We start from the raw sequence: 23,760 nt of genomic DNA, 5'->3' as shown, positions 1-23,760 counted from the left end.
CGCCATCGCGAGCAAGCTCGCTCCCACAGTGGTTTTCGTATGGCTGGATTACTTGGTTTTCTTTGGAATCCGCACGAGCTGGGTATTGGAGTAGATGTCATGCCAGCTGCGTTTCTGTTTGTCGAACAGCGACCAGAAGAAACCCAGCCCGACGCACAGCAAGGACGCGATCGACACCACAAAGCGCAGCAATGCCTGCCACAGGCTGATGGATGAACCGTCGGCGTTTTGCACGCGTATGCACCAGACCTGCATGCCCAGGGTCTGACCGGACCAGGTCCAGAACTTGGCGAAGAAGCCGAACAGCACAAACAGCAGCACCGTTGAGAGCAATGGATCGCCGTCCAGCGCGCCGGCTTCGGTCAGGGTGCGCATTTTGTCTTCGCCGATGATCGCCATCTGGATCATCTTGTAAATCCCGCTGGTGACGATCAGCAGGGCGGTACACAACAGGAAGTCGTAGAACATCGCTGCCAGGCGACGACCCAGGGTGACGGCAGGAAAGTCGCCCTGGGGTTTGAGAAGATGTTTCGACATGGCAGCCTCTGGACGGAAAAAAGAAGCCATTTTACGGATTTACGCGCACAAAAAAGCCCCTGATATCAGCATCAGGGGCTTTTTCGTTACAGAAGATCAGGCTTCTGCTTGTACTTCGTCAGCCTGCATGCCTTTCTGGCCTTGCACAGCAACGAAAGTCACTTTCTGGCCTTCTTTCAGGCTCTTGAAGCCGTTGCCCTGAATAGCGCGGAAATGCACGAACAGATCCGGACCGCTTTCTGGAGTGATAAAACCAAAACCTTTCTCGTCGTTAAACCACTTGACGGTACCGCTCTGACGTGTGGACATTTCTTATTCCTTTGACGCAAAAATTAATGACAGCCTCCTTCTTGTGAAAGAGTACTGGGGCTGGTTGCAGGAGAGTAAGAAGACGTCGAACGGGATGTAGCTAACTTGTAGGCTACTGCCCAGGTCACGATTCCAAGCGACCCATGCAAACACAGTGAATAAACTCTACGCCAACCACGGGAGAAAAAACAAGCCCCGTGGAGGGCGCGGATTTGCTCGCGTCTGGGCGTTAATGCCGCAACTAGTGTTGGCTAATGGAATCGCCGTGTTCAATTGTTTTCGATCGTTATAAGCAACGTTCATAAACGAAGCTTACAGGTAAAGTGATGCACTGTTTTATGGCGGTTGCGTTACACATTAGTGCGCTGTTAACGCAACCGCGTTACTTATAGAAACAGTCAATCAGCCGCGGTAGTAGCGTTGTGGAACAAATGGCATTTTGCTTACAAGCAGAGGCACCTTTTTCCCACGAACAATCGCCCATACCGGCGAATCGAGAGCGATGTAAGCACTGTCGACGTAACCCATCGCCAAAGGGCCGCCCAGGGTCGGACCGAAGCCGCCACTGCAAACCGCACCAATGATGTCGCCTGCTTCATTGACGATCTCTGCGCCTTCGCGCACCGGCGTGCGTTCCTGAGGCAACAGGCCAACGCGCTTGCGGCTGACACCGGCTTGTTGCTGTCCGAACACGGTTTCAGCGCCAGGGAAGCCGCCGGCACGTGCGCCATCAGCGCGACGAGGCTTGGAGATGGCCCACAGCAGGCTGGCTTCGATCGGGGTGGTCTCGGTGTTCATGTCGTGGCCATAGAGGCACAGGCCGGCTTCCAGGCGCAGGGAGTCGCGAGCGCCAAGGCCGATGGCCGCCACTTCAGGTTCGGCCAACAAGGCGCGAGCCAGGGCTTCGGCGTTGGCGGCCGGCACGGAGATTTCGTAACCGTCTTCACCGGTGTAGCCCGAACGGCTGACAAAGCAGTCCACGCCCAGCAGTTTCACGCGGGCGAACTGCATGAAGGTCATCTTCACCACTTCAGGCGCCAGGCGCGCGAGCACGGTGACGGCGGCCGGACCTTGCAGAGCGAGCAGGGCGCGTTCTTCAAACAGCGGCTCGATAGTGCACTGGTCGCCGATGTGTTTGCGCAGATGCGCCAGGTCCTGGTCCTTGCAGGCGGCGTTGACCACCAGGAACAGTTCGTCGTTACCCAGGTTGGCGACCATCAGGTCGTCGAGGATGCCGCCGGTTTCGTTGGTGAACATCGCGTAGCGCTGCGTGCCCACCGGCAAGTCGATGATGTCGACCGGCACCAGGCTTTCCAGCGCCTTGGCGGCATTGGCGCCGGTCAGACGGATCTGGCCCATGTGCGAGACATCGAACAGCCCGGCCTGATCACGGGTGTGCTGGTGTTCTTTCATCACGCCGAGCGGGTATTGCACCGGCATGTCGTAGCCAGCAAACGGCACCATGCGGGCGCCGAGTTCGATGTGCAGTGCGTGCAGCGGGGTTTTCGACAGTTGTTCGGTGGACATATTCAGCTCCTGAAAAAGTGTGCAAATGCGCGTGAGCATCAGCACTCGATAATGTTGACCGCCAAACCGCCCCGGGCGGTTTCCTTGTATTTGCTTTTCATGTCGGCGCCGGTCTGACGCATGGTGCGGATGACCTTGTCGAGGGAGACGAAGTGTTGACCGTCGCCACGCAGGGCCATGCGCACCGCATTGATCGCCTTGACCGAACCCATAGCGTTGCGCTCGATGCAAGGCACTTGCACCAGCCCGCCAATCGGGTCGCAGGTCAGGCCGAGGTTGTGTTCCATGCCGATTTCGGCGGCGTTTTCCACTTGCTGCACGGTGCCGCCGAGGACTTCGCACAGGGCGCCGGCGGCCATGGAGCAGGCCACGCCGACTTCACCCTGACAGCCGACTTCAGCGCCGGAGATCGAGGCGTTTTCTTTATAGAGAATGCCGATCGCGGCCGCGGTCAGCAGAAAACGCACGACGCCGTCTTCGTTGGCCCCGGGGATGAAGCGCATGTAGTAATGCAAAACAGCGGGGACGATCCCTGCCGCACCGTTGGTGGGAGCCGTCACCACGCGCCCGCCGTTGGCGTTTTCTTCGTTGACCGCCAGTGCGTAGAGGTTGACCCAGTCCAGCACCGACAGCGGATCGCGCAGGGACGATTCCGGGTTCTTGCACAGTTGCCGATGCAGCGCGGCCGCCCGACGTTTGACCTTCAAGCCACCGGGCAGGATGCCTTCGTTACGACAACCGGCGTCGACGCAGTCCTGCATCACTTGCCAGATTTTCAGCAGGCCGGCGCGGGTTTCCGCTTCCGGGCGCCAGGCGCTTTCGTTGGTCAGCATCACCTGGCTGATGGACAAGCCGTAGGTGGCGCAGTGACCGAGCAAGTCCTTGGCGCTTTTGAACGGGAAGGTCAGTGGCGTGACGTCTTCGACGATACGGTCGGCGCCGGCGGCGTCTTCATCGACCACAAAACCGCCGCCGACCGAGTAGTACTCGCGGCTGCGGATTTGCAGGCCCGCGGCGTCGAAGGCGCGAAAGATCATGCCGTTGGGGTGATAGGCCAACGGTTTGCGGATCATCGCCAAATGTTCTTTCTCATTGAACGCAATGCTGTGTTCGCCGAGCAGGTTCAAGCGACCATTGCCACGAATCTCTTGCAGACGGGCGGCGACGGTTTCGGTGTTCACGGTGTCCGGGTGTTCGCCTTCCAGGCCCAGCAACACAGCCTTGTCACTGCCGTGGCCTTTGCCGGTGGCGCCGAGTGATCCGTAGAGTTCGACTTTGACGCAAGTGGTTGCGGTCAGCAGCCCTTCACGGCGCAAACCTTCGGCGAAACGTGCCGCAGCGCGCATCGGGCCGACGGTGTGGGAGCTGGAGGGGCCGATGCCAATCTTGAACAGGTCGAACACGCTTAAAGACATGGTTGTTCTCCGGTTTCTTGTTATAGGAATTGGCGCAATCTGGTGTTTTGCACAGGCCCCTGTGGGAGCGAGCTTGCTCGCGATAGCAGACTGACATTCACTATCAATGTCGACTGAAAGACCGCTATCGCGAGCAAGCTCGCTCCCACAGGGGATATGCGGTGTCCTTGAAAATGGGGCGAGTAAACCCGCCCCCTATGGTTTAAGCGTAGCTTTCGATCGACGGGCAGGCACAGATCAGGTTGCGGTCGCCAAACACGTTGTCGACGCGACCGACCGGTGGCCAGTACTTGCCTTCGATCAGCGACGCTACCGGATACACCGCTTGCTCACGGCTGTACGGATGCGTCCACTCGCCGACGATTTCCGCCGCGGTGTGCGGGGCGTTTTTCAGCGGGTTGTCGTCCTTGTCCAGGGTGCCGTTTTCCACTGCGCGGATTTCCTCGCGGATGCGGATCATGGCGTCGCAGAAGCGGTCCAGTTCTTCCTTGGATTCGCTTTCGGTCGGCTCGATCATCAACGTGCCGGCCACCGGGAACGACATGGTCGGGGCATGGAAGCCGAAGTCGATCAGGCGCTTGGCGACGTCATCGACGCTGATGCCGCTGCTGTCTTTCAGCGGGCGCAGGTCGAGGATGCATTCGTGTGCTACCAGGCCGTTGCTGCCGGTGTACAGCACCGGATAGTGCTCTTCGAGGCGACGGGAAATGTAGTTGGCATTGAGGATCGCCAGTTGCGAGGCACGCTTCAGACCGGCGCCACCCATCATCCGAATGTACATCCAGGTGATCGGCAAAATGCTCGCGCTGCCGAACGGTGCGGCGCAGACCGCGCCTTCTTTACGCTCCATGGTGCCGTGACCCGGGAGGAACGGCGTCAGGTGCGACTTGACGCCAATCGGGCCGACGCCCGGGCCGCCACCGCCGTGGGGGATGCAGAAGGTTTTGTGCAGGTTCAGGTGCGACACGTCGCCGCCGAACTTGCCCGGGGCACAGAGGCCGACCATGGCGTTCATGTTGGCGCCGTCGATGTACACCTGGCCGCCGTGGTCGTGAATGATGCCGCAGATTTCGCGGATGCCTTCTTCGAACACGCCGTGCGTCGACGGGTAGGTGATCATCAATGCCGCGAGATGCTCGCGGTGCTCGATGGCCTTGGCGCGCAGGTCTTCGATGTCGACGTTGCCGCGGGCATCGCAGGCGGTGACGACCACGCGCATGCCGGCCATGTTGGCGGTCGCAGGGTTGGTGCCGTGGGCGGACGAGGGGATCAGGCAGATGTCGCGACGGTCTTCGCCACGGCTCTGGTGGTAGGCGCGAATCGCCAGCAGCCCGGCGTATTCACCTTGCGAACCGGCGTTCGGTTGCAGCGAGATCGCGTCGTAACCGGTGGCGGCGCACAGCATCGCTTCCAGTTCATCGGTCAGCTGCTGATAACCGGCGCTTTGCTCGGTCGGGGCGAACGGGTGCAGGGCACCGAACTCGGCCCAGGTCACCGGGATCATTTCGCTGGCGGCGTTGAGTTTCATGGTGCACGAACCCAGCGGGATCATGGTGCGGTCCAGCGCCAGGTCCTTGTCGGCCAGTTTGCGCAGGTAGCGCATCAGCTCGGTTTCCGAGTGATAACGGTTGAACACCGGGTGGCTGAGGATCGGCGAATGACGCAGCAGGGCGGCTGGGATCGTGCTTTGGACGGTTACAGCCAATGCCGCGAAGTCTGGCAGGGTTTTGCCGTCGGCCAGCAGGGCCCACAGGGTTTCCACGTCAGCTTGCGAAGTGGTTTCGTCGAGGGACAGGCCCAGACGTTCACCATCGACCACGCGCAGGTTGATCTGCTGAGCACGCGCCTGCTCGTGCAGCTGGGCGGTGTTGGCGCCGGTGTTCAGGGTCAAGGTGTCGAAGAAGTTTTCCTGCTCGACGCTCAGGCCCAATGCGCTCAAGCCTTGGGCCAGAATCGCGGTCAGGTGATGCACACGATTGGCGATCTGGGTCAGGCCTTTCGGGCCGTGGTACACGGCGTACATGCTGGCGATGTTGGCCAGCAGCACCTGGGCGGTGCAGATGTTGCTGGTGGCCTTCTCGCGGCGGATATGTTGCTCGCGGGTTTGCATCGCCAGGCGCAGGGCCGGCTTGCCGAAACGGTCCACCGAGACGCCGACCAGACGGCCCGGCATGTCGCGTTTGAACGCATCCTTGGTGGAGAAATACGCCGCGTGCGGGCCACCGAAGCCCAGCGGCACACCGAAGCGTTGTGCGCTGCCGATGGCGACGTCGGCACCGAATTCGCCCGGCGGGGTCAGCACGGTCAGGGCCAGCAGGTCGGCGGCGACCGCCACCAATGCGTTGGCGGCGTGGAAGCGTTCGGTCAGTGCGCGGTAGTCGAACACATCACCGTTGCTTGCCGGGTATTGCAGCAAGGCGCCGAAGAACGGCGACACGTCGCTCAGTTCACGCTCGTCGCCAACGACTACGTCGATGCCCAGCGGCTCGGCCCGGGTGCGCAGCACGTCGAGGGTTTGCGGGTGGCAATGCACCGACGCGAAGAACGCGTGGCTGCCCTTGTTCTTGCTCAGGCGTTTGCAGAAGGTCATGGCCTCGGCGGCGGCGGTGGCTTCGTCGAGCAAGGACGCGTTGGCGATCGGCAGGCCGGTGAGGTCGCTGATCAGGGTCTGGAAGTTCAGCAGCGCTTCGAGACGGCCCTGGGAAATTTCCGGCTGGTACGGGGTGTACGCGGTGTACCAGGCCGGGTTTTCCAGCAGGTTGCGCAGGATTGGCGACGGCGTGTGCGTGCCGTAGTAACCCTGGCCAATGTAGGTCTTGAACAGCTGGTTTTTGCCGGCGATGGACTTGATCAGGGCCAGGGCGTCGGCTTCGCTCAGGCCGTCTTCGAGGCCGAGGACGCTGGTGCCCTTGATGCTGTCGGGAATGACGCTGGCGCTCAGGGCTTCCAGCGAGTCGAAGCCGAGGCTGTTGAGCATGGCTTGCTCGTCGCCGGCGCGCGGGCCGATGTGGCGGGCGATGAATTCGTTGGCGGTGGTCACGTTTACAGAAACAGAAGGTACTTGAGTCATGTTGGGCGCTCCTCAGGCTTCGGCGTTGGCTTTGATCAGACGGTCGTAGGCGTCTTGATCCAGCAGTTTGGCGACAGCCGATGCATCGGTTGGCTGGAAGCGGAAGAACCAGCCTTCGCCCAGCGGATCTTCGTTGACCAGTTCAGGGCTGCTATCCAGCGCCGGGTTCACTTCCAGCACTTCACCGTCCAGCGGCATGTACACGCCGCTAGCGGCTTTTACCGATTCCACGGTGGCGGCTTCAGCGCCTTTGTTGTAGGACTGCAGCTCAGGCAGTTGTACGAAAACCACGTCGCCCAGGGCGTTCTGTGCGAAAGCGGTGATGCCGACTGTGACGCTGCCGTCAGCTTCGGTACGCAGCCATTCGTGATCTTCAGTAAAACGCAACTCGCTCATGGAAACTCCTAAGGGGGCCAGACTCGTCTGGTGGACGCGATTGAAAGCTTGGGCAAAAGCCCTTCTTTATGGGCGCTGCTTTTTTATAAGAGCTAAGCAAAATCGCGGCCAATGTATTTTTATTGTTATAAATCAATTGTTTAGGTGTTTTTGTAGGAGATGTGAAATGGTGAGCTGTAACGAAGTCGCTACAGCTCGGAGCAAAGAAAAAAGCCTAAGTGGATCAAAGCCTTGCACAGCGGTGATCGGGGGAGGGTGTAGCGATATCGTTCCGCTGTAGCGCTTTCAGTACAGATGGAGGTCGCTTTTAAAACAGGTTAGCCGCCTTCGGCAGCTCCTACAGGGGCGCGCGTTCCAATGCTAAGCCGAGTGAGGCCTCAGGGCTTGTTGGGAATGCCGTACTTGCGTAACCGATGGGCAATTGCCGTGTGAGAGGTTTGCAAACGGCTGGCCAGTTGGCGGGTCGAGGGGTAGCTGACGTAGAGTTTTTCCAGCAGGGTTTTTTCGAACTCTTCCATCGCCTGTTCGAGGCTATCGACGTCGCTGTCACTCTGACGCGCCACGGAGGTGCCGGCGATATCGAGGTCGCCAATGTCGACCAGGCTGCTTTCGCATATGGCGGCGGCGCGGAAGATCACGTTCTGCAATTGCCGCACGTTGCCCGGCCAGCGATTGCCCAGCAGTGCCGGATAGGTGCCTGGCGCCAGGCGACAGACCGGGCGCTGGATCTGCGCGCAGGCCTGCTGCATGAAGTAGCGGGCCAGCAGCAGGATGTCCTGGCCGCGTTCGCGCAGGGGCGGGACTTCGACGTTCAGGACGTTGAGGCGATAGAAGAGGTCTTCGCGGAACGAACCCTCGCTGACCATTTTTTCCAGGTCGCGGTGCGTGGCGCTGAGGATCCGCACATTGACCTTTACCTCACGATCCCCGCCCACCCGGCGGAAGCTGCCGTCGTTCAAGAAGCGCAGCAACTTGGCCTGCAAGTACGGCGACATCTCGCCGATCTCATCGAGAAACACCGTGCCCTGGTTGGCCAGTTCCATCAGCCCGGGTTTGCCGCCCCGTTGTGCGCCGGTGAAGGCGCCGGGGGCGTAGCCGAACAGTTCGCTTTCGGCGAGGTTCTCCGGCAATGCCGCGCAGTTCAGCGCCAAAAATGGCGAACTGTGCCGAGCGCTGATGGCGTGGCAGGCACGCGCCACCAGTTCTTTGCCGGTGCCGGTTTCGCCCTGGATCAGCAACGGCGCATCGAGGGCCGCAACGCGCTGGGCGCGGGCCTTGAGGGTCCGAATCGCCGGGGACTCACCGAGCAGCGCATCGAAACCTTCGGCATGGTCGTGGTGCAGCGCTGAGAGGCGTTCGCCAATGCGATTCGGTTGATACAGGGTCAGCAGGGCGCCGGCGTCGGTAATCGGTGTGGCGTCCAGCAGCAACGTCTGGCCGTTGACGGTGACTTCCCGCAGCGGCAGGCGGAAGCCGTTTTCCAGCAAGGCTTCGAGCAGTGCCGGGTCGGCGAACAGGTCGGCGATGCTTTCGCCGTCAGGCTCGCAACCGTACAGGGCAATCAGTGCCGGGTTGGCCAGCAGCACCTTGCCGGCACTGTCCAGCGCCAGGACCGGGTCGGTCATGGCCGCGAGCAGCGCATCAAGCTGCAGGTGCCGACGCTGACCGGGAAGAATGTCGACCACCGTCACCGCTTGCACGCCGCGCACGCTGAACAACGCATCGCGCAGCTCTTCGAGGACTTCCGGGCTCAGCGTCGGGGCGTCGATGTAGACGTTGGGCGGAACCATTTCCACCGCATCCAGATTGAGATTGCGCCCACCGAGCAAGGCCAGGACTTCCTGGGTAATGCCGACGCGGTCGATGAAGCTGACGTGGATACGCATGGGGCGGTTTTCAATCTGACGTGCGGAGGGTGGCAAGTATGCCTTGGAGCAGGGTGGTTGGTGAAATCGAGTGATGGAAACACCACCTGTAGGCGCCGGCAAGCCGGCTCCTACAGAGGGGAGTGAGTTACTCCAGGTGTTCGGGTTTGACCGGATCGCCGGATTTCATGTCCAGTTGCACCCGTACGTCTTCGAACATCGCATCGTAGTATTTGTGCACGGAACCGATGTTGCTGTGCACCTTGGGAAGGCCGTACTTCTCGGCGATTTTCGTCACGTTGCTGGCGAAGTTGTAGGCCTGATCCTTGGGCAGGAAGAATGACTCCTTCAAATCACTACCCTCGATGCTGCCATGCATCGTGAACAGCATCCCTTTGCCTTCTTTGGGATCCTGAGTCACTTCATAGTCGATACACAGGTCGTAGCTGACATCATCCTTGTTCAGCGCGTGGCGCTCGATGTGCAAGTGACCGGGCTCGAACGTTGCCATTGACGTCTCTCCTTATAAATAAGTTATGCCAGGTGTCGCCGTGCTGATCCGCGTGCCGGCCTTGCCCTGGACGATCGCTTCGATGTCCGAGAGTGAACCGATCACCGCGACTTTTCCAGTGTGGCGCGCGAACTCGCAGGCGGCTTGAACCTTCGGCCCCATGGAGCCGGCGGCGAAGCCGAGTTTTTCCATATCGTCCGGGTGAGCCTGGGCGATGGCTTTCTGGGTCGGTTTGCCGAAGTCGATGAAGGCCGCGCTGACGTCGGTGGCAATCACCAGCAGATCGCTCTCGAGCTGTTCGGCCAGCAGCGCCGAGCACAGGTCTTTGTCTATCACCGCTTCCACGCCTTGCAGCTTGCCGTGGGCGCCATACACCGTCGGGATGCCGCCACCGCCGGCGCAAATCACGATGCTGCCTTTTTCCAGCAGCCACTTGATCGGGCGGATTTCGAAGATGCGTTTCGGTCTCGGGCTGGCCACTACGCGGCGGAATTTGTCACCGTCCGGGGCAATCGCCCAGCCTTTTTCGGCGGCAAGTTTTTCCGCTTCGGCCTTGGCGTAGACCGGGCCGATGGGTTTGGTCGGATTCTGGAACGCCGGGTCCTTGGCGTCGACTTCGACTTGGGTCAGGAGTGTGGCGAAGGGCACTTCGAAGTCCAGCAGATTGCCCAGTTCCTGTTCGATGATGTAGCCGATCATGCCTTCGGTTTCGGCACCGAGCACGTCCAGCGGGTAAGGCGAAACCGAAGTGTAGGCCGCCGCTTGCAGCGACAGCAGGCCAACCTGGGGGCCATTACCGTGGGCGATCACCAGTTCATTGCCGGCATAAATTTTGGCGATTTGTTCGGTGGCGATCCGGATGTTGGCCCGTTGGTTGTCCGCGGTCATCGGTTCACCACGGCGGAGCAGGGCGTTACCGCCCAGAGCAACGACGATACGCATAATGCAGTCCTTCTAAACAGAGAATTTGCGGATGCCCCGGGGCGTCCCCTTGTAGGAGCCAGCAAGCCGGCTCCTACAAGGGGGCGCCGGGTGAGCCTTTAGATATCCGCCAACGCCGACACCAGGATCGCCTTGATGGTGTGCATGCGGTTTTCCGCTTGCTCAAAGGCGATGTTGGCCGGCGATTCGAAGACTTCTTCAGTCACTTCGACGCCATTGGCCAGGTGCGGATACCGCGCGGCGATGTCCTTGCCGACCTTGGTTTCGCTGTTGTGGAACGCCGGCAGGCAGTGCATGAACTTCACCCGCGGGTTGCCCGAGGCTTTCATCATTTTCGCGTTGACCTGGTACGGCAGCAGTTGCTCGATGCGCTCGTCCCACGCTTCCACTGGTTCACCCATCGACACCCAGATATCGGTGTGGATGAAGTCCACGCCCTTGACCGCTTCTTTCGGGTCTTCAGTGATGGTGATACGTGCGCCGCTTTCTTCGGCGAAGCCCTTGCATTGATCAATGAAATCCTGATGCGGCCACAACGCTTTCGGTGCGGCGATGCGCACGTCCATGCCCAGTTTGGCGCCAATCATCAGCAGCGAGTTGCCCATGTTGTAGCGGGCGTCGCCGAGGTAGGCGTAGCTGATGTCATGCAGCGGTTTGTCGCTGTGTTCGCGCATGGTCAGCACGTCGGCGATCATTTGCGTAGGGTGGAATTCAGCGGTCAGGCCGTTGAACACCGGCACGCCGGCGAACTTGGCCAGCTCTTCGACGATCTCCTGTTCGAAGCCACGGTACTCGATGGCGTCGAACATCCGCCCGAGCACGCGGGCGGTGTCTTTCATGCTTTCCTTGTGGCCGATCTGCGACGACACCGGGTCGATATAGGTGACATGGGCGCCCTGGTCATGAGCCGCCACTTCGAACGCGCAACGGGTGCGGGTCGAGGTCTTTTCGAAAATCAGCGCGATATTTTTGCCTTGCAGGTGCGGACGCTCGGTGCCGGTGTATTTGGCGCGCTTGAGGTCGCGGGACAGGTCCAGCAGGTAATTCAGCTCGCGAGTGGTGTGGTGCATCAGCGAGAGCAGGCTGCGGTTACGCATGTTGAAAGCCATGATGTGGATCTCCTTAAGTTTCGGTTATCCGCCTGCTTCACGCGTTGTAAGCGTGAAGCCGGGCACCAGAATTAATAGTCGATAGGGTCGCGAATGATCGGGCAGGTCATGCAGTGGCCGCCGCCACGCCCGCGTCCCAGTTCACCGGCGCTGATGGTGATGACTTCCACGCCGGCCTTGCGCAGCAGGGTGTTGGTGTAGGTGTTGCGGTCATAACCGATCACCACGCCGGGCTCCAAGGCGACCACGTTGTTGCCGTCGTCCCACTGCTCGCGTTCGGCGGCAAAGCTGTTGCCGCCGGTTTCCACCACGCGCAAGGCTTTGAGGTTGAGTGCCTGGGCCACGGTGTCGAGGAGGTTGGTTTCCTCGCGGCGGATGTCGATGCCGCCCGGTTTGCCTTCGTCAGGGCGCAGGGTGAAGGCGACGATCTGGTTCACCACTTCGGGGAAGATGGTCACCAGGTCGCGGTCGCAGAAGCTGAACACGGTGTCCAGGTGCATCGCCGCGCGGGACTTCGGCAGGCCGGCGACGATAATTTTTTCCACGGCTTTGTTCTTGAACAGGTTCAGCGCCAGTTGGCCGATGGCCTGACGGGACGAGCGTTCGCCCATACCGATCAACACCACGCCATTACCGATTGGCATCACGTCGCCGCCTTCGAGGGTGGCGCTGCCGTGTTCCTGATCCGGGTCGCCGTACCAGATTTCAAAGTCGGCGTTGGTGAACTGCGGATGGAATTTGTAAATGGCGCTGGCCAGCAAGGTTTCCTGGCGGCGCGCCGGCCAGTACATCGGGTTCAGCGTCACGCCACCGTAGATCCAAGAGGTGGTGTCGCGGGTGAACTGGGTGTTGGGCAGCGGCGGCAGAATGAAGCTGGAGTGGCCGAGGAAGTCGCGGAACATCTGGATGGTCTTGCCGCCGAAGCTGTCCGGCAGGTCATCGGCAGAGACGCCGCCAATCAGGAACTCGGCAATCTTGCGCGGCTCCAGGCTGCGCAGCCACGAACCGACTTCATTGATCAGGCCAAGGCCGACCGAATTGGCGGTGACCTTACGTTCCAGAATCCAGTCCAGCGCTTCGGGGATCGCGACGATGTCGGTCAGCAGGTTGTGCATTTCCAGCACGTCGATGTTGCGTTCACGCATTTTGTTGACGAAGTCGAAATGGTCACGCTTGGCCTGGGCAACCCACAGCACATCATCGAAAAGCAGTTCATCGCAGTTGTTCGGGGTCAGCCGCTGGTGGGCCAGGCCGGGGGAGCAAACCATGACTTTGCGCAGTTTGCCGGCTTCGGAATGTACGCCGTACTTAACTTTTTCCGTGGTCATTACAGTGATCCTCCAGATGACAAAACAATCAGGTGTTACAGGGTCAGAAAGCCGTCATACAGCCCGTAGGCCGCCACCAGGGCGCCTGCGACGACTGCGGCGAAAATCAGCTTCTCGACGTTGGTGAAAACCGGTTTGTTGACTTCAAGCTTGGCCTTGGCGAACAGGATCGCGCCGGGGGCATAGAGCAGGGCGGAGAGCAGCAGGTATTTGACGCCACCGGCATAGATCAGCCAGACCGCGTAAATCAACGCAACGGCGCCGATGAACAGGTCCTTGCTGCGTTCGGCGGCAGCGTTTTCATAGCTCTCGCCGCGCACCGCCAGCAGCAGCGCGTAGGCCGCCGACCACAGATATGGCACCAGAATCATCGAGGTGGCGAGGTAGATCAGCGACAGGTAAGTGCTGGCGGAAAACAGTGTGATGATGAGGAACAGCTGGACCATTGCGTTGGTCAGCCACAGCGCATTGACCGGCACATGGTTGGCGTTTTCTTTGCGCAGGAAGGCCGGCATGGTGTGGTCCTTGGCGGCGGCGAACATGATCTCTGCGCACAGCAACACCCACGACAGCAACGCGCCGAGCAGCGAGATGATCAGGCCAACGCTGATCAGCACCGCGCCCCAATGACCGACCACATGCTCCAGCACCGCGGCCATCGAAGGGTTTTGCAGTTTGGCCAGTTCCGGTTGAGTCATGATGCCCAGCGACAGCACATTCACCAGCACCAGAAACAGCAGCACGGTGATGAAGCCGATCACCGTGGCTTTACCGACGTCGCTGCGTTTTTCCGCACGGGCCGAGAAAATGCTCGCACCTTCGATACCGATGAACACCCAGACGGTGACCAGCATCATGTTGCGCACCTGGTTCATCACGCTACCCAGGTCCGGGTTTTTCACGCCCCAGATGTCAGCGGTGAAGATGTCCAGCTTGAAGGCGAAAATCGCGATCAGCACAAACAGGACCAGCGGCACGATCTTGGCGACGGTGGTCACCAGGTTGATGAACGCCGCTTCCTTGATCCCGCGCAGCACCAGGAAATGCACGGCCCAGAGCAGCACCGAAGCGCCAATAACGGCGGCGACAGTATTGCCCTCGCCAAAAATCGGGAAAAAGTAACCGAGGGTGCTGAAGAGCAAAACGAAGTAACCGACGTTGCCCAGCCAAGCACTGATCCAGTAACCCCAGGCGGACGAGAAACCCATGTAGTCGCCGAAACCGGCTTTGGCGTAGGCGTAGACCCCGCCGTCCAGATCAGGCTTGCGATTGGCCAGGGTCTGGAACACGAAGGCCAGCGTCAGCATGCCTACGGCGGTGATCGCCCAACCGATCAGCACCGCGCCGACGTCGGCACTGGCGGCCATGTTCTGCGGCAAAGAGAAGATCCCGCCACCAATCATTGAGCCGACCACCAGTGCAACAAGTGCACCGAGTTTCAGTTTTCCGGGGGATTCAGACATTGCATGACTCCAATGCAGGAGAAGAGAGACAACAGAATAATTCTGTTAGTTATTCACTCATCTGACATGGATCAATGCAGGCACATTCCATTATTATTGAAAGACTTATGAACTTTTACCGAACATAACGGTACTGCTGGAAAGCCCTATCCAAAGGCCTCGGCCAGATCAAATAGAAATAATGCCTATCGCATGGAGTTTTGAAGCTAGTTTGTTTTTGAGTTTTCGCAAATTTCTCGTTTGCGTGTAGTTGAGAATTGAATTATTAGGTTCAACACGCAAAACTGTTATTGAGACGCGCCTGATAGAAGCACTGGCTATAAATAAAATTACGTTAATGGCCATTAATCAGTAAACGTTATTACCGTTTGACTATTTAGTTAAATCGTTGGGCGATCACTGCCGTCGGTATGCTGACCCTGGCGTTCGTCTTCCAGCGGTCGCTGGAATGGAAACGGTGGTCGATGGGGTGTATTCGCGCAGCATCGGATTGTAGGGGGAGCACGGCACGTTTTCGAAAAACCAGAGCGAATACCAGCCGAGTTTAAGACCGCAGGGTCCCCCTGCAACATAGAATCTCCCACAATTTTTGTGTCGGATGCCGGTAATGAGCACGACGCTAAACCTGTGGGAGCGGGCTTGCCCGCGAAGGCGTCCGAAAAGTCACCACCACTGTGCGCGATGGGAACCCAATTCCCCGGCAGGAAGTGCCCACTGCATCGGAGTTCCGGTGATTTTCAGTGGCACATGAAGTCGATGCGCCGGTCCCCAGGTTGTCTGCTCAACCAACATGCCCTGATCGTTTTCATCCTCTGCCCGTAGCGGTTCGTGTGAACCTGCGCCCTGTTCAATCAACAACTTCGCTGTCCGCGCCAGCGACAACCGGGCCGACCCGCCACACCCCAGCAACGTGGTCGCCGCAGCCGCCATCAGATATCCGGTCGCATGATCCAGCGCCTGCACCGGCAGTGGCGTCGGCTTATCCACGTTCTTCCATCGCATGCCCGCTTCGGCAATCCCGCTGCTCATCTGCACCAGGCTGTCGAAGCCGCGACGGTTCTGCCACGGGCCGCTCCAACCGTAGGCATTGAGGCTGACATCGATCAGGCCAGGCGCCAGTTTCTGGCGTTCGGCGACGCCGTAACCCAGGCGTTCCAGCGCGTCAGCGCGGTAGCCGTGGAGCAGAATATCAGCGTCCTTGAGCAGGCTTTCGAACACCGCGCGATCAGTCTTGTCGTGCAGGTCCAGGCGTGCGCAGCGTTTGCCCAGGGTGACTTCCGGCACTACTCCCGGTTCGTTCCAGGTCGGTGGGTCGATACGCAAAACGTCGGCGCCAAGGCCTGCGAGAAAGCGGCTGGCAATCGGGCCGGCGAGCACTCGGGTTAAATCCAGTACCTTGATCCCGGCCAGCGGTTGGGCCACCGAGCCATGCCATGTTTTCGTGTGCTGGCTGCTGTTGTCGGCAAACTGAATCAACGGCTCGGCGTTCACCGCCTGACCTTGGGGATGCGCCTGCCATTGCGCCCAGCTACGCATCTCGGCGGCGCAGCCACCGGCATCGACCACGGCCTGCTCGAGATCGCTTTTGGCCCATTGAGCAACTTTGCTCGCCATCGCTGCACGGTCGGCACAGGCGCCGAGCACTTTTTCGGCAGCGGCGCGGTGATGGGGCGCATTGGTGTGCAGGCGGATCCAGCCATCCTGTGTGGCGTAGTCACCGGCGACCGGATCCCACAGCGGCGGGACGCTCCAGCCTAACGGGCGGATCGACGTGGCGAACCAGAAAGAGGCCAGGCGGCGGTCGACCTCAAGGCTGGGCAAGCGACCGGTTTGTTGCTGCAGCCATTCGCTGACAGCCTGTCCGGCAGCGGCAATGCTGGCGCACGCCAGGTCGGTGACGGCAAACGCCGAGGGCAGGGCGCCGCTCGAGGTGAACTTGACCTGGGTGTGAGGCAAGCCGAGTGCGGCTTGAATGGACGTGAGTAAATCAGTCATCGAAGGCCCTCCGGGAGAGAGGGCAGCATAGATCAAAAGATCAAAAGATCGCAGCCTGCGGCAGCTCCTACAGGGATCGGTGTAGGAGCTGACGAAGGTTCGGGCCGCGTTCGGACGATCTTTTGAGGGTTACACCCGGAACTGATCCATCAATTTCATCTGATGGGTGGTCAAGGAGTTGAGCTGGCTGCTGATCTGCGCTGACTCGGTGGCCTGCCCGGTCAAGGTTTCGGTGACGGTGCGGATCGCCGAGACGTTGCGGTTGACCTCTTCGGCCACGGCGCTCTGCTGTTCGGCGGCGCTGGCGATTTGCAGGTTCATGTCGCTGATGACCGTCACTGCGTCGCTGATTTTGCTCAAGGCCTTAACCGCTTGCTGGATCTGTCCGGCGTTGCTGTGGGCCTGGGTCTGGCTCGAATGCATGGTGGCAACCACGCCGCGAGTGCCGGTCTGGATGCGTTCGATCACGATGCGAATTTCTTCCACCGAATCCTGTGTGCGTTTGGCCAGGTTGCGCACCTCATCGGCGACCACCGCAAACCCGCGACCGCTCTCGCCGGCACGGGCTGCTTCAATCGCCGCGTTGAGCGCCAGCAGGTTGGTTTGTTCGGCGATGCTGCGGATCACTTCCAGCACCGAGCCGATCTGCTCGCTGTTGACCGCCAGCGCTTCGACTTCGGTCACCGCCTTACTGACTTCGTCGGCCAGTTGATTGATGTCGCGGGTGCTGCGTTCGATGATCTGCATGCCGTCGCGGGCCGACTGGTCGGCACCCTTCGCCGCGTTAGCCGCGTTCGAGGCACTGTTGGCGACGTCGTGGGCGGTGGCGCTCATTTCGTTGGACGCGGTGGCGACCTGGTCGATTTCGCGGAACTGCACTTGCATGCCTTCGCTGGTCTGGCGGGCGATTTCCGAAGACTGGTCGGCGGTGCCGCGCGCATCGGTGATGCTTTGCTTGATTTGCGCGATGGTCGGTTGCAACTTGTCGAGGAAACGGTTGAACCAGCTCACCAGTTCGCCCAGTTCGTCTTTCTTGCTGTAGTGCAGACGCTGCGTCAGGTCGCCGTCGCCGCTGGCAATTGCCTTGAGCATCTCGGCCACGCTGTTGATCGGCCGGGTCACGCCGGACGCCGTGAGCCAGATCAGCAACAGTCCGACCAGACCGGCAATCACCGCCACCAAAACGGCTTTGATCGTGCCGCTTTGCTGGGCGTCATCGAGTACGGCTTGCAGCTTCACCGAGTCGGCCAGCAACACGTGTTTCGGCAGGTCGATCACCACGCCCCAGGCTTTGGACTCGGCAATCGGACTAACCGGGTACACCGCGCGGATCAGGTCGCCCTGTTCGAGAATCTTCGGCGTGCCGGCGCTGAGCAGTTGCAGGACGTCCTTGCCGTCTGCGCCCAGGGTGTCGCCGATGCTTTTACCGACCTTGCTTGCGTCGACGCTGTAACCGGCGAGCACGCCGCTGCCGGAGACGATCAACATGTGCCCGGCGTTGTTGAACAGATCGCGTTGGGAGTCGACAGCCGCCGCTTGCAGTGCGTCGAGGGCAATGTCCACACCCACCACACCGATGGATTTGCCATCCACCAGCAGCGGTACGGAAATGGTGGTCATCAGCATTTCCTTGCCGGCGACGGTATCGGCATAGGGGTCGAGCAGGCAGGTGCGCTTGCTGTCGCGAGGGCAGGTGTACCAGCTGTTGTAGGGTGTGCCGCTGAGGCTCAAGGTGGTTTTGGTCATGTCGTCTTCGACCATGATCGTGTTAATCCCGACACCGCCGGCACGGCTCCAGTAGCTGGCGAAACGACCGGCTTCGTTGGATTGGCGAGCTGCATCGTTGGCGAACTCGCTGTCCTTGCCGTCGAGGCCATTGGGTTCGAATGCCAGCCAGATGCCGAGCACTTTGCTGTTGCGCTCGAAGGCGGTTTTCAGGCTCTGGTTCAACTCTTCACGCAGGGCGCCGGCGTCAAGGGAGCGCTTACTCGCCATGTTGCGCATGTCCTCGATCTGATCGGCCAGGGCGGTCACCACCAGCAGGCTTTCACCGAAGGTCTTCTGCACCCGCACCGCTTGCTCGGCGGCCTTGGCCTGGAGCAGGTCCTGCACGCTGGCGGTGAGCATCTTGCTGCTGGAGGCGCTGACCAGTTCATCGTTCTGATCGGTCTGGTAGATATTCATGCCGACGATCAGGGCGACCACGCCCAGCAGGCACAGACCGGACAGCAGGACGATTTTCAGGCGGATGGAGAGAGAGTCGAACATGGGACGAACTCGCGAATGGATGAGGTGTTGGCTGTGAGTCGGGATCGACCCGGTTCGCCAAGTCCATTCAGCGCCATTCAATGCACATCGGCGGGGGCGCAGGTTGCATGAGCGCAAAGCCGACGAACGGTAATAGTTGAACGTTTGCGCAGGAAAATGCCCTGAAAAGGGCAGAAATTCAGGAAATTGTCGGCAGCGATTCCGGTCGCGACCAGATCCACAGATTGCCCAGGCTCATGCCGGCAATCGCCAGAAAGATCGGCCAGCCAGGATCGAGCATCACCAGCATCAACCCGGCGCACAGCAGCATGCTGACGGTGGCGCTGACCTTGGCTCGGCGGGCGATGATTTTGCCGTTGCGCCAGTTGCGCAGGATGGAACCGAACAGCCGATGGTTTTCCAGCCAGGCACTCAAGCGCGGCGAACTCTTGGTTGCGGCCCAGGCGGCCAGCAGGATGAACTCGGTGGTCGGCAGGCCGGGTACGACGATGGCGATCAGGCCGATGCCCAGGCTGATGTAGGCGAGCAGGCCGAAGAGGATTCGGGTGAGTTTTGAGGAGGCAGGCATGGACTCAAGGGAGGTCGAAAGAGGCAAGATCGGAATTTGGAAGACCTGCTCAAACCCTGTGGGAGCGAGCTTGCTCGCGATAGCGATCTACCATTCAACATCTCTGTTGAATGTTAAGCCGCTATCGCGAGCAAGCTCGCTCCCACAGGGGAATGCATTCCGTCAGGCGAATTCAGGGGTGGAGGCGTAAGCCTGTTCCAGCAACACAGTGAAGCGGTTGAACGCGTCGATAGCGCCTTTATCCAACTCGGCCTCTTCTTGTGCGTTGAGTTCCAGCCCGTCGAGGTTTTTGACGAAGCTCTTCCAGCCTTCAGCGCGGCCACCGGCCGGTTCACCGAGATGGCGGGCACCAAAGGTTTCGCTCAAGCCGAGACCGACAGCACGCTTGATCAGGAACGCCGCGCCAAGTTTCGAACCTTCTGACACGAACAGCCAACCCAGCGCCTCGGCTTTGGTTGGATTCTTCACCGCCCCGGCGACGGGGGCCGGAACTTCAGTTTCCAGATCAGCCAGATCCGCCTTGGCCGCTTCAGCACGGCAGCGAGCTGGCAGGTCCGGGACGATGGCGGTCAATTCGGCATCGTTGTACAGCGACACCAGTTCCGACTGAAACAAATACTGAGCTACCACGAAACGCGCGAAGTTGGCCTGGGTTTCGAACGGTGCGTGGGCTTTGACCAAGGCATCAAGCTTGGTGTGAGGCTCGTTTGTGATCTGGTTCAAACGTTGCGAACGCAGAGCAGGGCGTTGAGCAGTGTCCTGAGTGGTCATGAGAAGTCCTTGAGAAAAAGAGGCGCTTGGTAACGAGACGAATAAGCAGGCGCCTGACAGTAAAAAAACCTCACTGCGCCACTTCTCTAAAAGCAGCGCAGTGAGGTGGCAGGGTCAGATATCCCAGACCAGATTGATCGCGAAGTTGCGACCCGGCTGGGTCAGGCGATCGAGGTTGGCCGGTTGAGTCACCGAGGCTTCGCCGACGCTGTCGTAACCGCGCACGTCATCCCACTGCCAGTACTTCTTGTTGGTCAGGTTGTAGAGGCCAGCGTTGACGGTTACGTCGTCGGTCACCTTGTAGAAGCCGGCCAGGTCGAGCACGCCATAACCCGGCGTCTTGAATTGGGTGCTGGTGCCGTCAGGGGTTTTGAAGCTGGTGCTGTCGACGCGAGTCTTGCGTTTGACCAGTGTCCAGCTCAACAGGGCGCCGTAGTTGTCCTGGTCGTAACCCAGGCCGAACACGCCGGTCAGCGGGTTGATGCTGTTAAGCGGCTGGCCGCTGTCATCATTTCGGCCATACAGGTAGGCCACCGAACCTTGTGTGTAGAGACCGGCCGGGGCGCCGAAGCTGTCGAGATTCAGGCGACCCTTGAGCTCCACGCCTTTGATGGTGGCGTGAGCGATGTTGTTGCTCTGGAATGTGGTCTCGGTGTAGCCGGGCGTGATGGCGTTCTCGTCGATGAAGTCGCGGTATTTGTTGTAGAACACCGCCACATCGAAAGTGCCTGCGTCGAACTGGCCGCGCAGGCCGGTTTCATAGCTCTTGCTCTTTTCCGGTTCCAGGTCGGGATTTGGTGCGACCTGATAGCCGCCGGCCAGGTTTTCAAAGCGACCGTATAGCGCCTTGGCGGTCGGTGTGCGGAAGCCTTCGGCGTACTGGCCATACCAGGTGTAGTGGTCGTTGAAGCTATAGGTGGTGCCGAATTTTGGCGACAGACGATGCCAGGTCTTGGTGTCCTCGCTCACCACACCGTTGCCGCTTTGGTCGGCGGTGACCAGGAATTCGTCGGTGATGTGCGGCTTGAGCTCGGTGTAGTCGTAGCGTGCGCCGGGCAGGAAGGTCCAGTTGCCCCAGCTGATCTGATCCTGGGCGAACAGGCTGTAGCTGTTGATGGTCGGGTCCGGGAAATCGCTGGCCGGTTTGAGGGTGTCAGCGGCGCTCGGGGCACCGATAACCCGGCATGCGCCGGCCACGGTCAGGCAGGTGCCGCTACCGGTACGCAGGCCAGTGACTTTGTCCTGTTTGATGGTGGTGCCATAGGTGACGCGGTGGTCGGTGTCGGCGATGGCAAACGACTTGTCAGCCTGGGCATCGAACACCCATTGGCGATCCTTGTAGGTGGTATCGCGGTTGCGCAGCACGGTGCGCGACGGCGCGTAGATTTCTTCGGTGCTCTGGTCAGTCTTGGCGATCTGGTAGTTCAGCGTCCACTTGATGTTGTCAGCCAGGACGCTGTCCAGGCCGAAGCTGTGTTCCAGGCCGAAGCGTTCGCGGGTGACGGTGTCGTTGCCGGTACGGGATTTATAGAAGCCGAAACCGCGTCCTGCGTTGAACGGGCCGCCCACCGCGCTTAGCTGGTTGGTGTCGCGGTCGTCCTTGTAGTGCTCGTAAGTCAGACCAAAACGCGCATCGTCGGCGTAGTCCCAGCCCAGTTTGGCCAGCACGTTGGTGGTGCGCACGTCCTCGGGATTGGCCTCGGTGCGGTTCAGGCCGGTGCCGCCGGTTTCGCCGTAGGACTCTGTTTCATGACCATTGCGCTGACTCAAGTGCAACAGGCCGTCGAAGTCGCCGGTGCGACCGGCCACGGTACCGGAGGTCAGCCAGCTGTCGTCGGCCGAGCTGTAGCCGGTTTTCAGGCGTGCGCCGACATCCTTGCCCGGTTTGATGATGTCGTCCGGGTCCAGCGTGTAGTAGCTGACCGCGCCGCCGATGGCGTTGCTGCCGTAGAGCACGGACGCCGGGCCGCGCAGGATCTCGACGCGCTTGACGATCTCGGGGTCGACGTAGTTGCGGTTGGTCTGGGCGTAAGGGCCGTTGAAGAAGCTGTCGGGCACCTGCACACCGTCGACCTGGGTCAGTACGCGGTCGCCGTCGATACCGCGGATGTTGTAGCCAGTGAGGCCGGCGCGTTGACCGGCGCCGCCCACCGAAACACCGGGCTCGTAGCGCACCAGATCCTTGATGTTATTCACGTTGTTGCGGTCCAGCTCTTCGCGGGTCTGGACGGTGACGGTGCTCGGCACGCTGTTCACGTCCTGTTCCTGACGGGTGGCGCTGATGGTCACCTGGTCCAGGTTGAGCGCGTTGCTGTTGCTGCGCTTCTCCAGCACGATGTTGTTGGTGCCCAGTTTGCGATAGCCCAGATTGGTCCCCACCAACAGGCGATCGAGGGCTTTCTCTGGCGGCAGCGAACCCCGTACGCCCGGCGAGGCCACGCCTTCAGCCAGTTCTGCCGGCAAGCCGACCTGCCAACCGGTCACGGCGGTAAAGGCATTGAGTGCCGAGACCAGCGATTGCTGAGGGATGGCGAACGCGTAATCGCCCATGTTGCGGGTCGGTTGCTCTGCAGCGGTGGCGGCGCAGAGCTGCGCGCTGCCGGCCATCAGGATGGCGGCGGTCAGCAGCGACAGCACGCGAGAAGGTGAAGAAGGTTGGCGGGTAAGGCGAGAGGACATCGATAGCGCTCCGTGTCGCACGAATCTTTATAGGTGCTGATTGGCATCTGAAGATGCGAATCAATTGCATTGGCTATAACGAGACGTACGGGGTTTGGCTATCGAGTAAAAATAATTCTCATTTAGTTCAAAATCACCAGCGCCGGAAATTCCTGGAGGCGCGCCGAGGTGATGTGGGCCAACGAACGGACCACGTCCAACGGCTGGTCGAGGCGGTAATTGCCGGTGACGGCGATGTCGGCCAACTGCTCGTTGTTGTTGATGATCCAGCCTGGATAGTAACGACGCAGCTCCGCCAGCACCTGGCTCAGCGGGCAGTTTTCGAACACCAGTCGGCCCTGGACCCACGCTAGGTCGGTTGCGGCATCGAGTCTGGCGGGGCGATCGAAACCGTTGGGGCCGATACGGACGCTTTCTCCGGCGGACAATCGAATTCGCGCGTCGTCGCGGGTCGCTCGCAAGTCGACATCCCCACGCTGCACCCGAACCTGCGCCACGCCGTCCAGATAACGCACCGCAAAGGCGGTGTCCCGCACGCTGGCCTTGACCGGCCCGGCGTCGATTTCCAGCGGCTGGCCGCGATTGGCCGCGACCTCGAAAAACGCCTCGCCCTGATACAAACGGGCAACGCGTTGTTGATTGTTGATGGTGCTGGAAAAGGCCGAATTGGTATTGAGCAGGACTTTCGAGCCGTCCTCCAGTTGCAGACGTTGACGTTCACCGACCACGGTCAGGTGATCAGCTTGCAGGCGCATTGGCAGGTTGCTGAAGCTGAACAATCCGAGAGTCAGCACGGCCGCGGTGGCCAAGGGTTTCCAGTGGGGCCGCAGGCGCGACAGGACGGTCGCTTTCGGCGGCCTGGCGGCCAGGCTTTGCGCGCATTGCGCGATCTGCGGGCCCTCCCAGATCGCCTGAGCCTTGGCAAACGCCTCGGCATGCAACGGATGGGCGGCCAGCCAGTCGTGAAACTGTCGGGTCTGTTCCTCGCTCGGACTGTCCAGCACGAT

Annotated in this window: 18 protein-coding genes and 1 pseudogene; all 19 read right to left on the bottom strand. The window is 60.4% G+C overall.

Annotation, left to right across the window (positions count from 1 at the left end; translation table 11 throughout):
• Positions 1–48: 48 nt before the first annotated feature.
• Positions 49–537, bottom strand: coding sequence for an RDD family protein (locus WLY71_RS10305; protein ID WP_111451447.1), 489 nt, complete (start codon positions 535–537; stop codon positions 49–51).
• Between the two features lie 96 nt (positions 538–633).
• The gene (locus tag WLY71_RS10300) at positions 634–846 is read right to left on the bottom strand and encodes a cold-shock protein (protein WP_003227496.1); all 213 of its coding nucleotides are present in this window, start codon (positions 844–846) and stop codon (positions 634–636) included.
• 402 nt (positions 847–1,248) lie between these two features.
• On the bottom strand, positions 1,249–2,373 hold the full coding sequence (gene gcvT, locus WLY71_RS10295; protein ID WP_347803477.1) for a glycine cleavage system aminomethyltransferase GcvT: 1,125 nt from the start codon (positions 2,371–2,373) through the stop codon (positions 1,249–1,251).
• A gap of 38 nt (positions 2,374–2,411) precedes the next feature.
• Complete coding sequence (locus tag WLY71_RS10290) at positions 2,412–3,788, bottom strand: L-serine ammonia-lyase (RefSeq protein WP_347803476.1); 1,377 nt, start codon at positions 3,786–3,788, stop codon at positions 2,412–2,414.
• 202 nt (positions 3,789–3,990) lie between these two features.
• Positions 3,991–6,858: an aminomethyl-transferring glycine dehydrogenase gene (gcvP, locus tag WLY71_RS10285; protein ID WP_347803475.1), complete on the bottom strand. Its 2,868-nt coding sequence runs from the start codon at positions 6,856–6,858 to the stop codon at positions 3,991–3,993.
• A 12-nt stretch (positions 6,859–6,870) separates the two neighbouring features.
• Positions 6,871–7,254 carry a glycine cleavage system protein GcvH gene (gcvH, locus tag WLY71_RS10280; protein ID WP_347803474.1) on the bottom strand — a complete coding sequence of 128 codons (384 nt, stop codon included), beginning with the start codon at positions 7,252–7,254 and terminating at the stop codon, positions 6,871–6,873.
• Positions 7,255–7,631: 377 nt separating this feature from the next.
• Positions 7,632–9,140: a sigma-54-dependent transcriptional regulator gene (locus tag WLY71_RS10275; RefSeq protein ID WP_347803473.1), complete on the bottom strand. Its 1,509-nt coding sequence runs from the start codon at positions 9,138–9,140 to the stop codon at positions 7,632–7,634.
• A 127-nt stretch (positions 9,141–9,267) separates the two neighbouring features.
• On the bottom strand, positions 9,268–9,630 hold the full coding sequence (locus tag WLY71_RS10270; protein ID WP_347803472.1) for a DUF5064 family protein: 363 nt from the start codon (positions 9,628–9,630) through the stop codon (positions 9,268–9,270).
• A gap of 12 nt (positions 9,631–9,642) precedes the next feature.
• Positions 9,643–10,572 carry a carbamate kinase gene (gene arcC / locus WLY71_RS10265; protein ID WP_347803471.1) on the bottom strand — a complete coding sequence of 310 codons (930 nt, stop codon included), beginning with the start codon at positions 10,570–10,572 and terminating at the stop codon, positions 9,643–9,645.
• A gap of 98 nt (positions 10,573–10,670) precedes the next feature.
• Positions 10,671–11,681, bottom strand: coding sequence for an ornithine carbamoyltransferase (locus tag WLY71_RS10260; protein ID WP_347803470.1), 1,011 nt, complete (start codon positions 11,679–11,681; stop codon positions 10,671–10,673).
• Between the two features lie 71 nt (positions 11,682–11,752).
• Positions 11,753–13,009, bottom strand: coding sequence for an arginine deiminase (gene arcA / locus WLY71_RS10255; protein WP_347803469.1), 1,257 nt, complete (start codon positions 13,007–13,009; stop codon positions 11,753–11,755).
• 35 nt (positions 13,010–13,044) lie between these two features.
• On the bottom strand, positions 13,045–14,472 hold the full coding sequence (gene arcD / locus WLY71_RS10250) for an arginine-ornithine antiporter (RefSeq protein WP_347803468.1): 1,428 nt from the start codon (positions 14,470–14,472) through the stop codon (positions 13,045–13,047).
• 663 nt (positions 14,473–15,135) lie between these two features.
• Positions 15,136–16,467, bottom strand: a complete 1,332-nt coding sequence (locus WLY71_RS10245) for a CoA transferase (RefSeq protein ID WP_347803467.1) — start codon at positions 16,465–16,467, stop codon at positions 15,136–15,138.
• A gap of 129 nt (positions 16,468–16,596) precedes the next feature.
• Positions 16,597–17,352: a methyl-accepting chemotaxis protein gene (locus WLY71_RS31320; protein WP_489685667.1), complete on the bottom strand. Its 756-nt coding sequence runs from the start codon at positions 17,350–17,352 to the stop codon at positions 16,597–16,599.
• A 102-nt stretch (positions 17,353–17,454) separates the two neighbouring features.
• Positions 17,455–18,462 (bottom strand): annotated as a pseudogene (locus WLY71_RS31315) (methyl-accepting chemotaxis protein); the annotation flags it as partial.
• A 451-nt stretch (positions 18,463–18,913) separates the two neighbouring features.
• The gene (locus tag WLY71_RS10235; protein WP_347803465.1) at positions 18,914–19,303 is read right to left on the bottom strand and encodes a YbaN family protein; all 390 of its coding nucleotides are present in this window, start codon (positions 19,301–19,303) and stop codon (positions 18,914–18,916) included.
• A gap of 162 nt (positions 19,304–19,465) precedes the next feature.
• On the bottom strand, positions 19,466–20,074 hold the full coding sequence (locus tag WLY71_RS10230) for a biliverdin-producing heme oxygenase (protein WP_347803464.1): 609 nt from the start codon (positions 20,072–20,074) through the stop codon (positions 19,466–19,468).
• A gap of 114 nt (positions 20,075–20,188) precedes the next feature.
• Positions 20,189–22,753 (bottom strand): TonB-dependent receptor, encoded by a 2,565-nt coding sequence (locus tag WLY71_RS10225; RefSeq protein ID WP_347803463.1) that lies wholly within the window; start codon positions 22,751–22,753, stop codon positions 20,189–20,191.
• Between the two features lie 122 nt (positions 22,754–22,875).
• Positions 22,876–23,760 (bottom strand): FecR family protein (locus WLY71_RS10220; RefSeq protein WP_347803462.1); only part of this gene is annotated, 885 nt, incomplete at its 5' end.

This window comes from Pseudomonas rossensis (genome assembly GCF_039888995.1).
Classification (GTDB): domain Bacteria; phylum Pseudomonadota; class Gammaproteobacteria; order Pseudomonadales; family Pseudomonadaceae; genus Aquipseudomonas; species Aquipseudomonas rossensis.
This window is presented reverse-complemented; position numbering and strand designations above follow the sequence as displayed.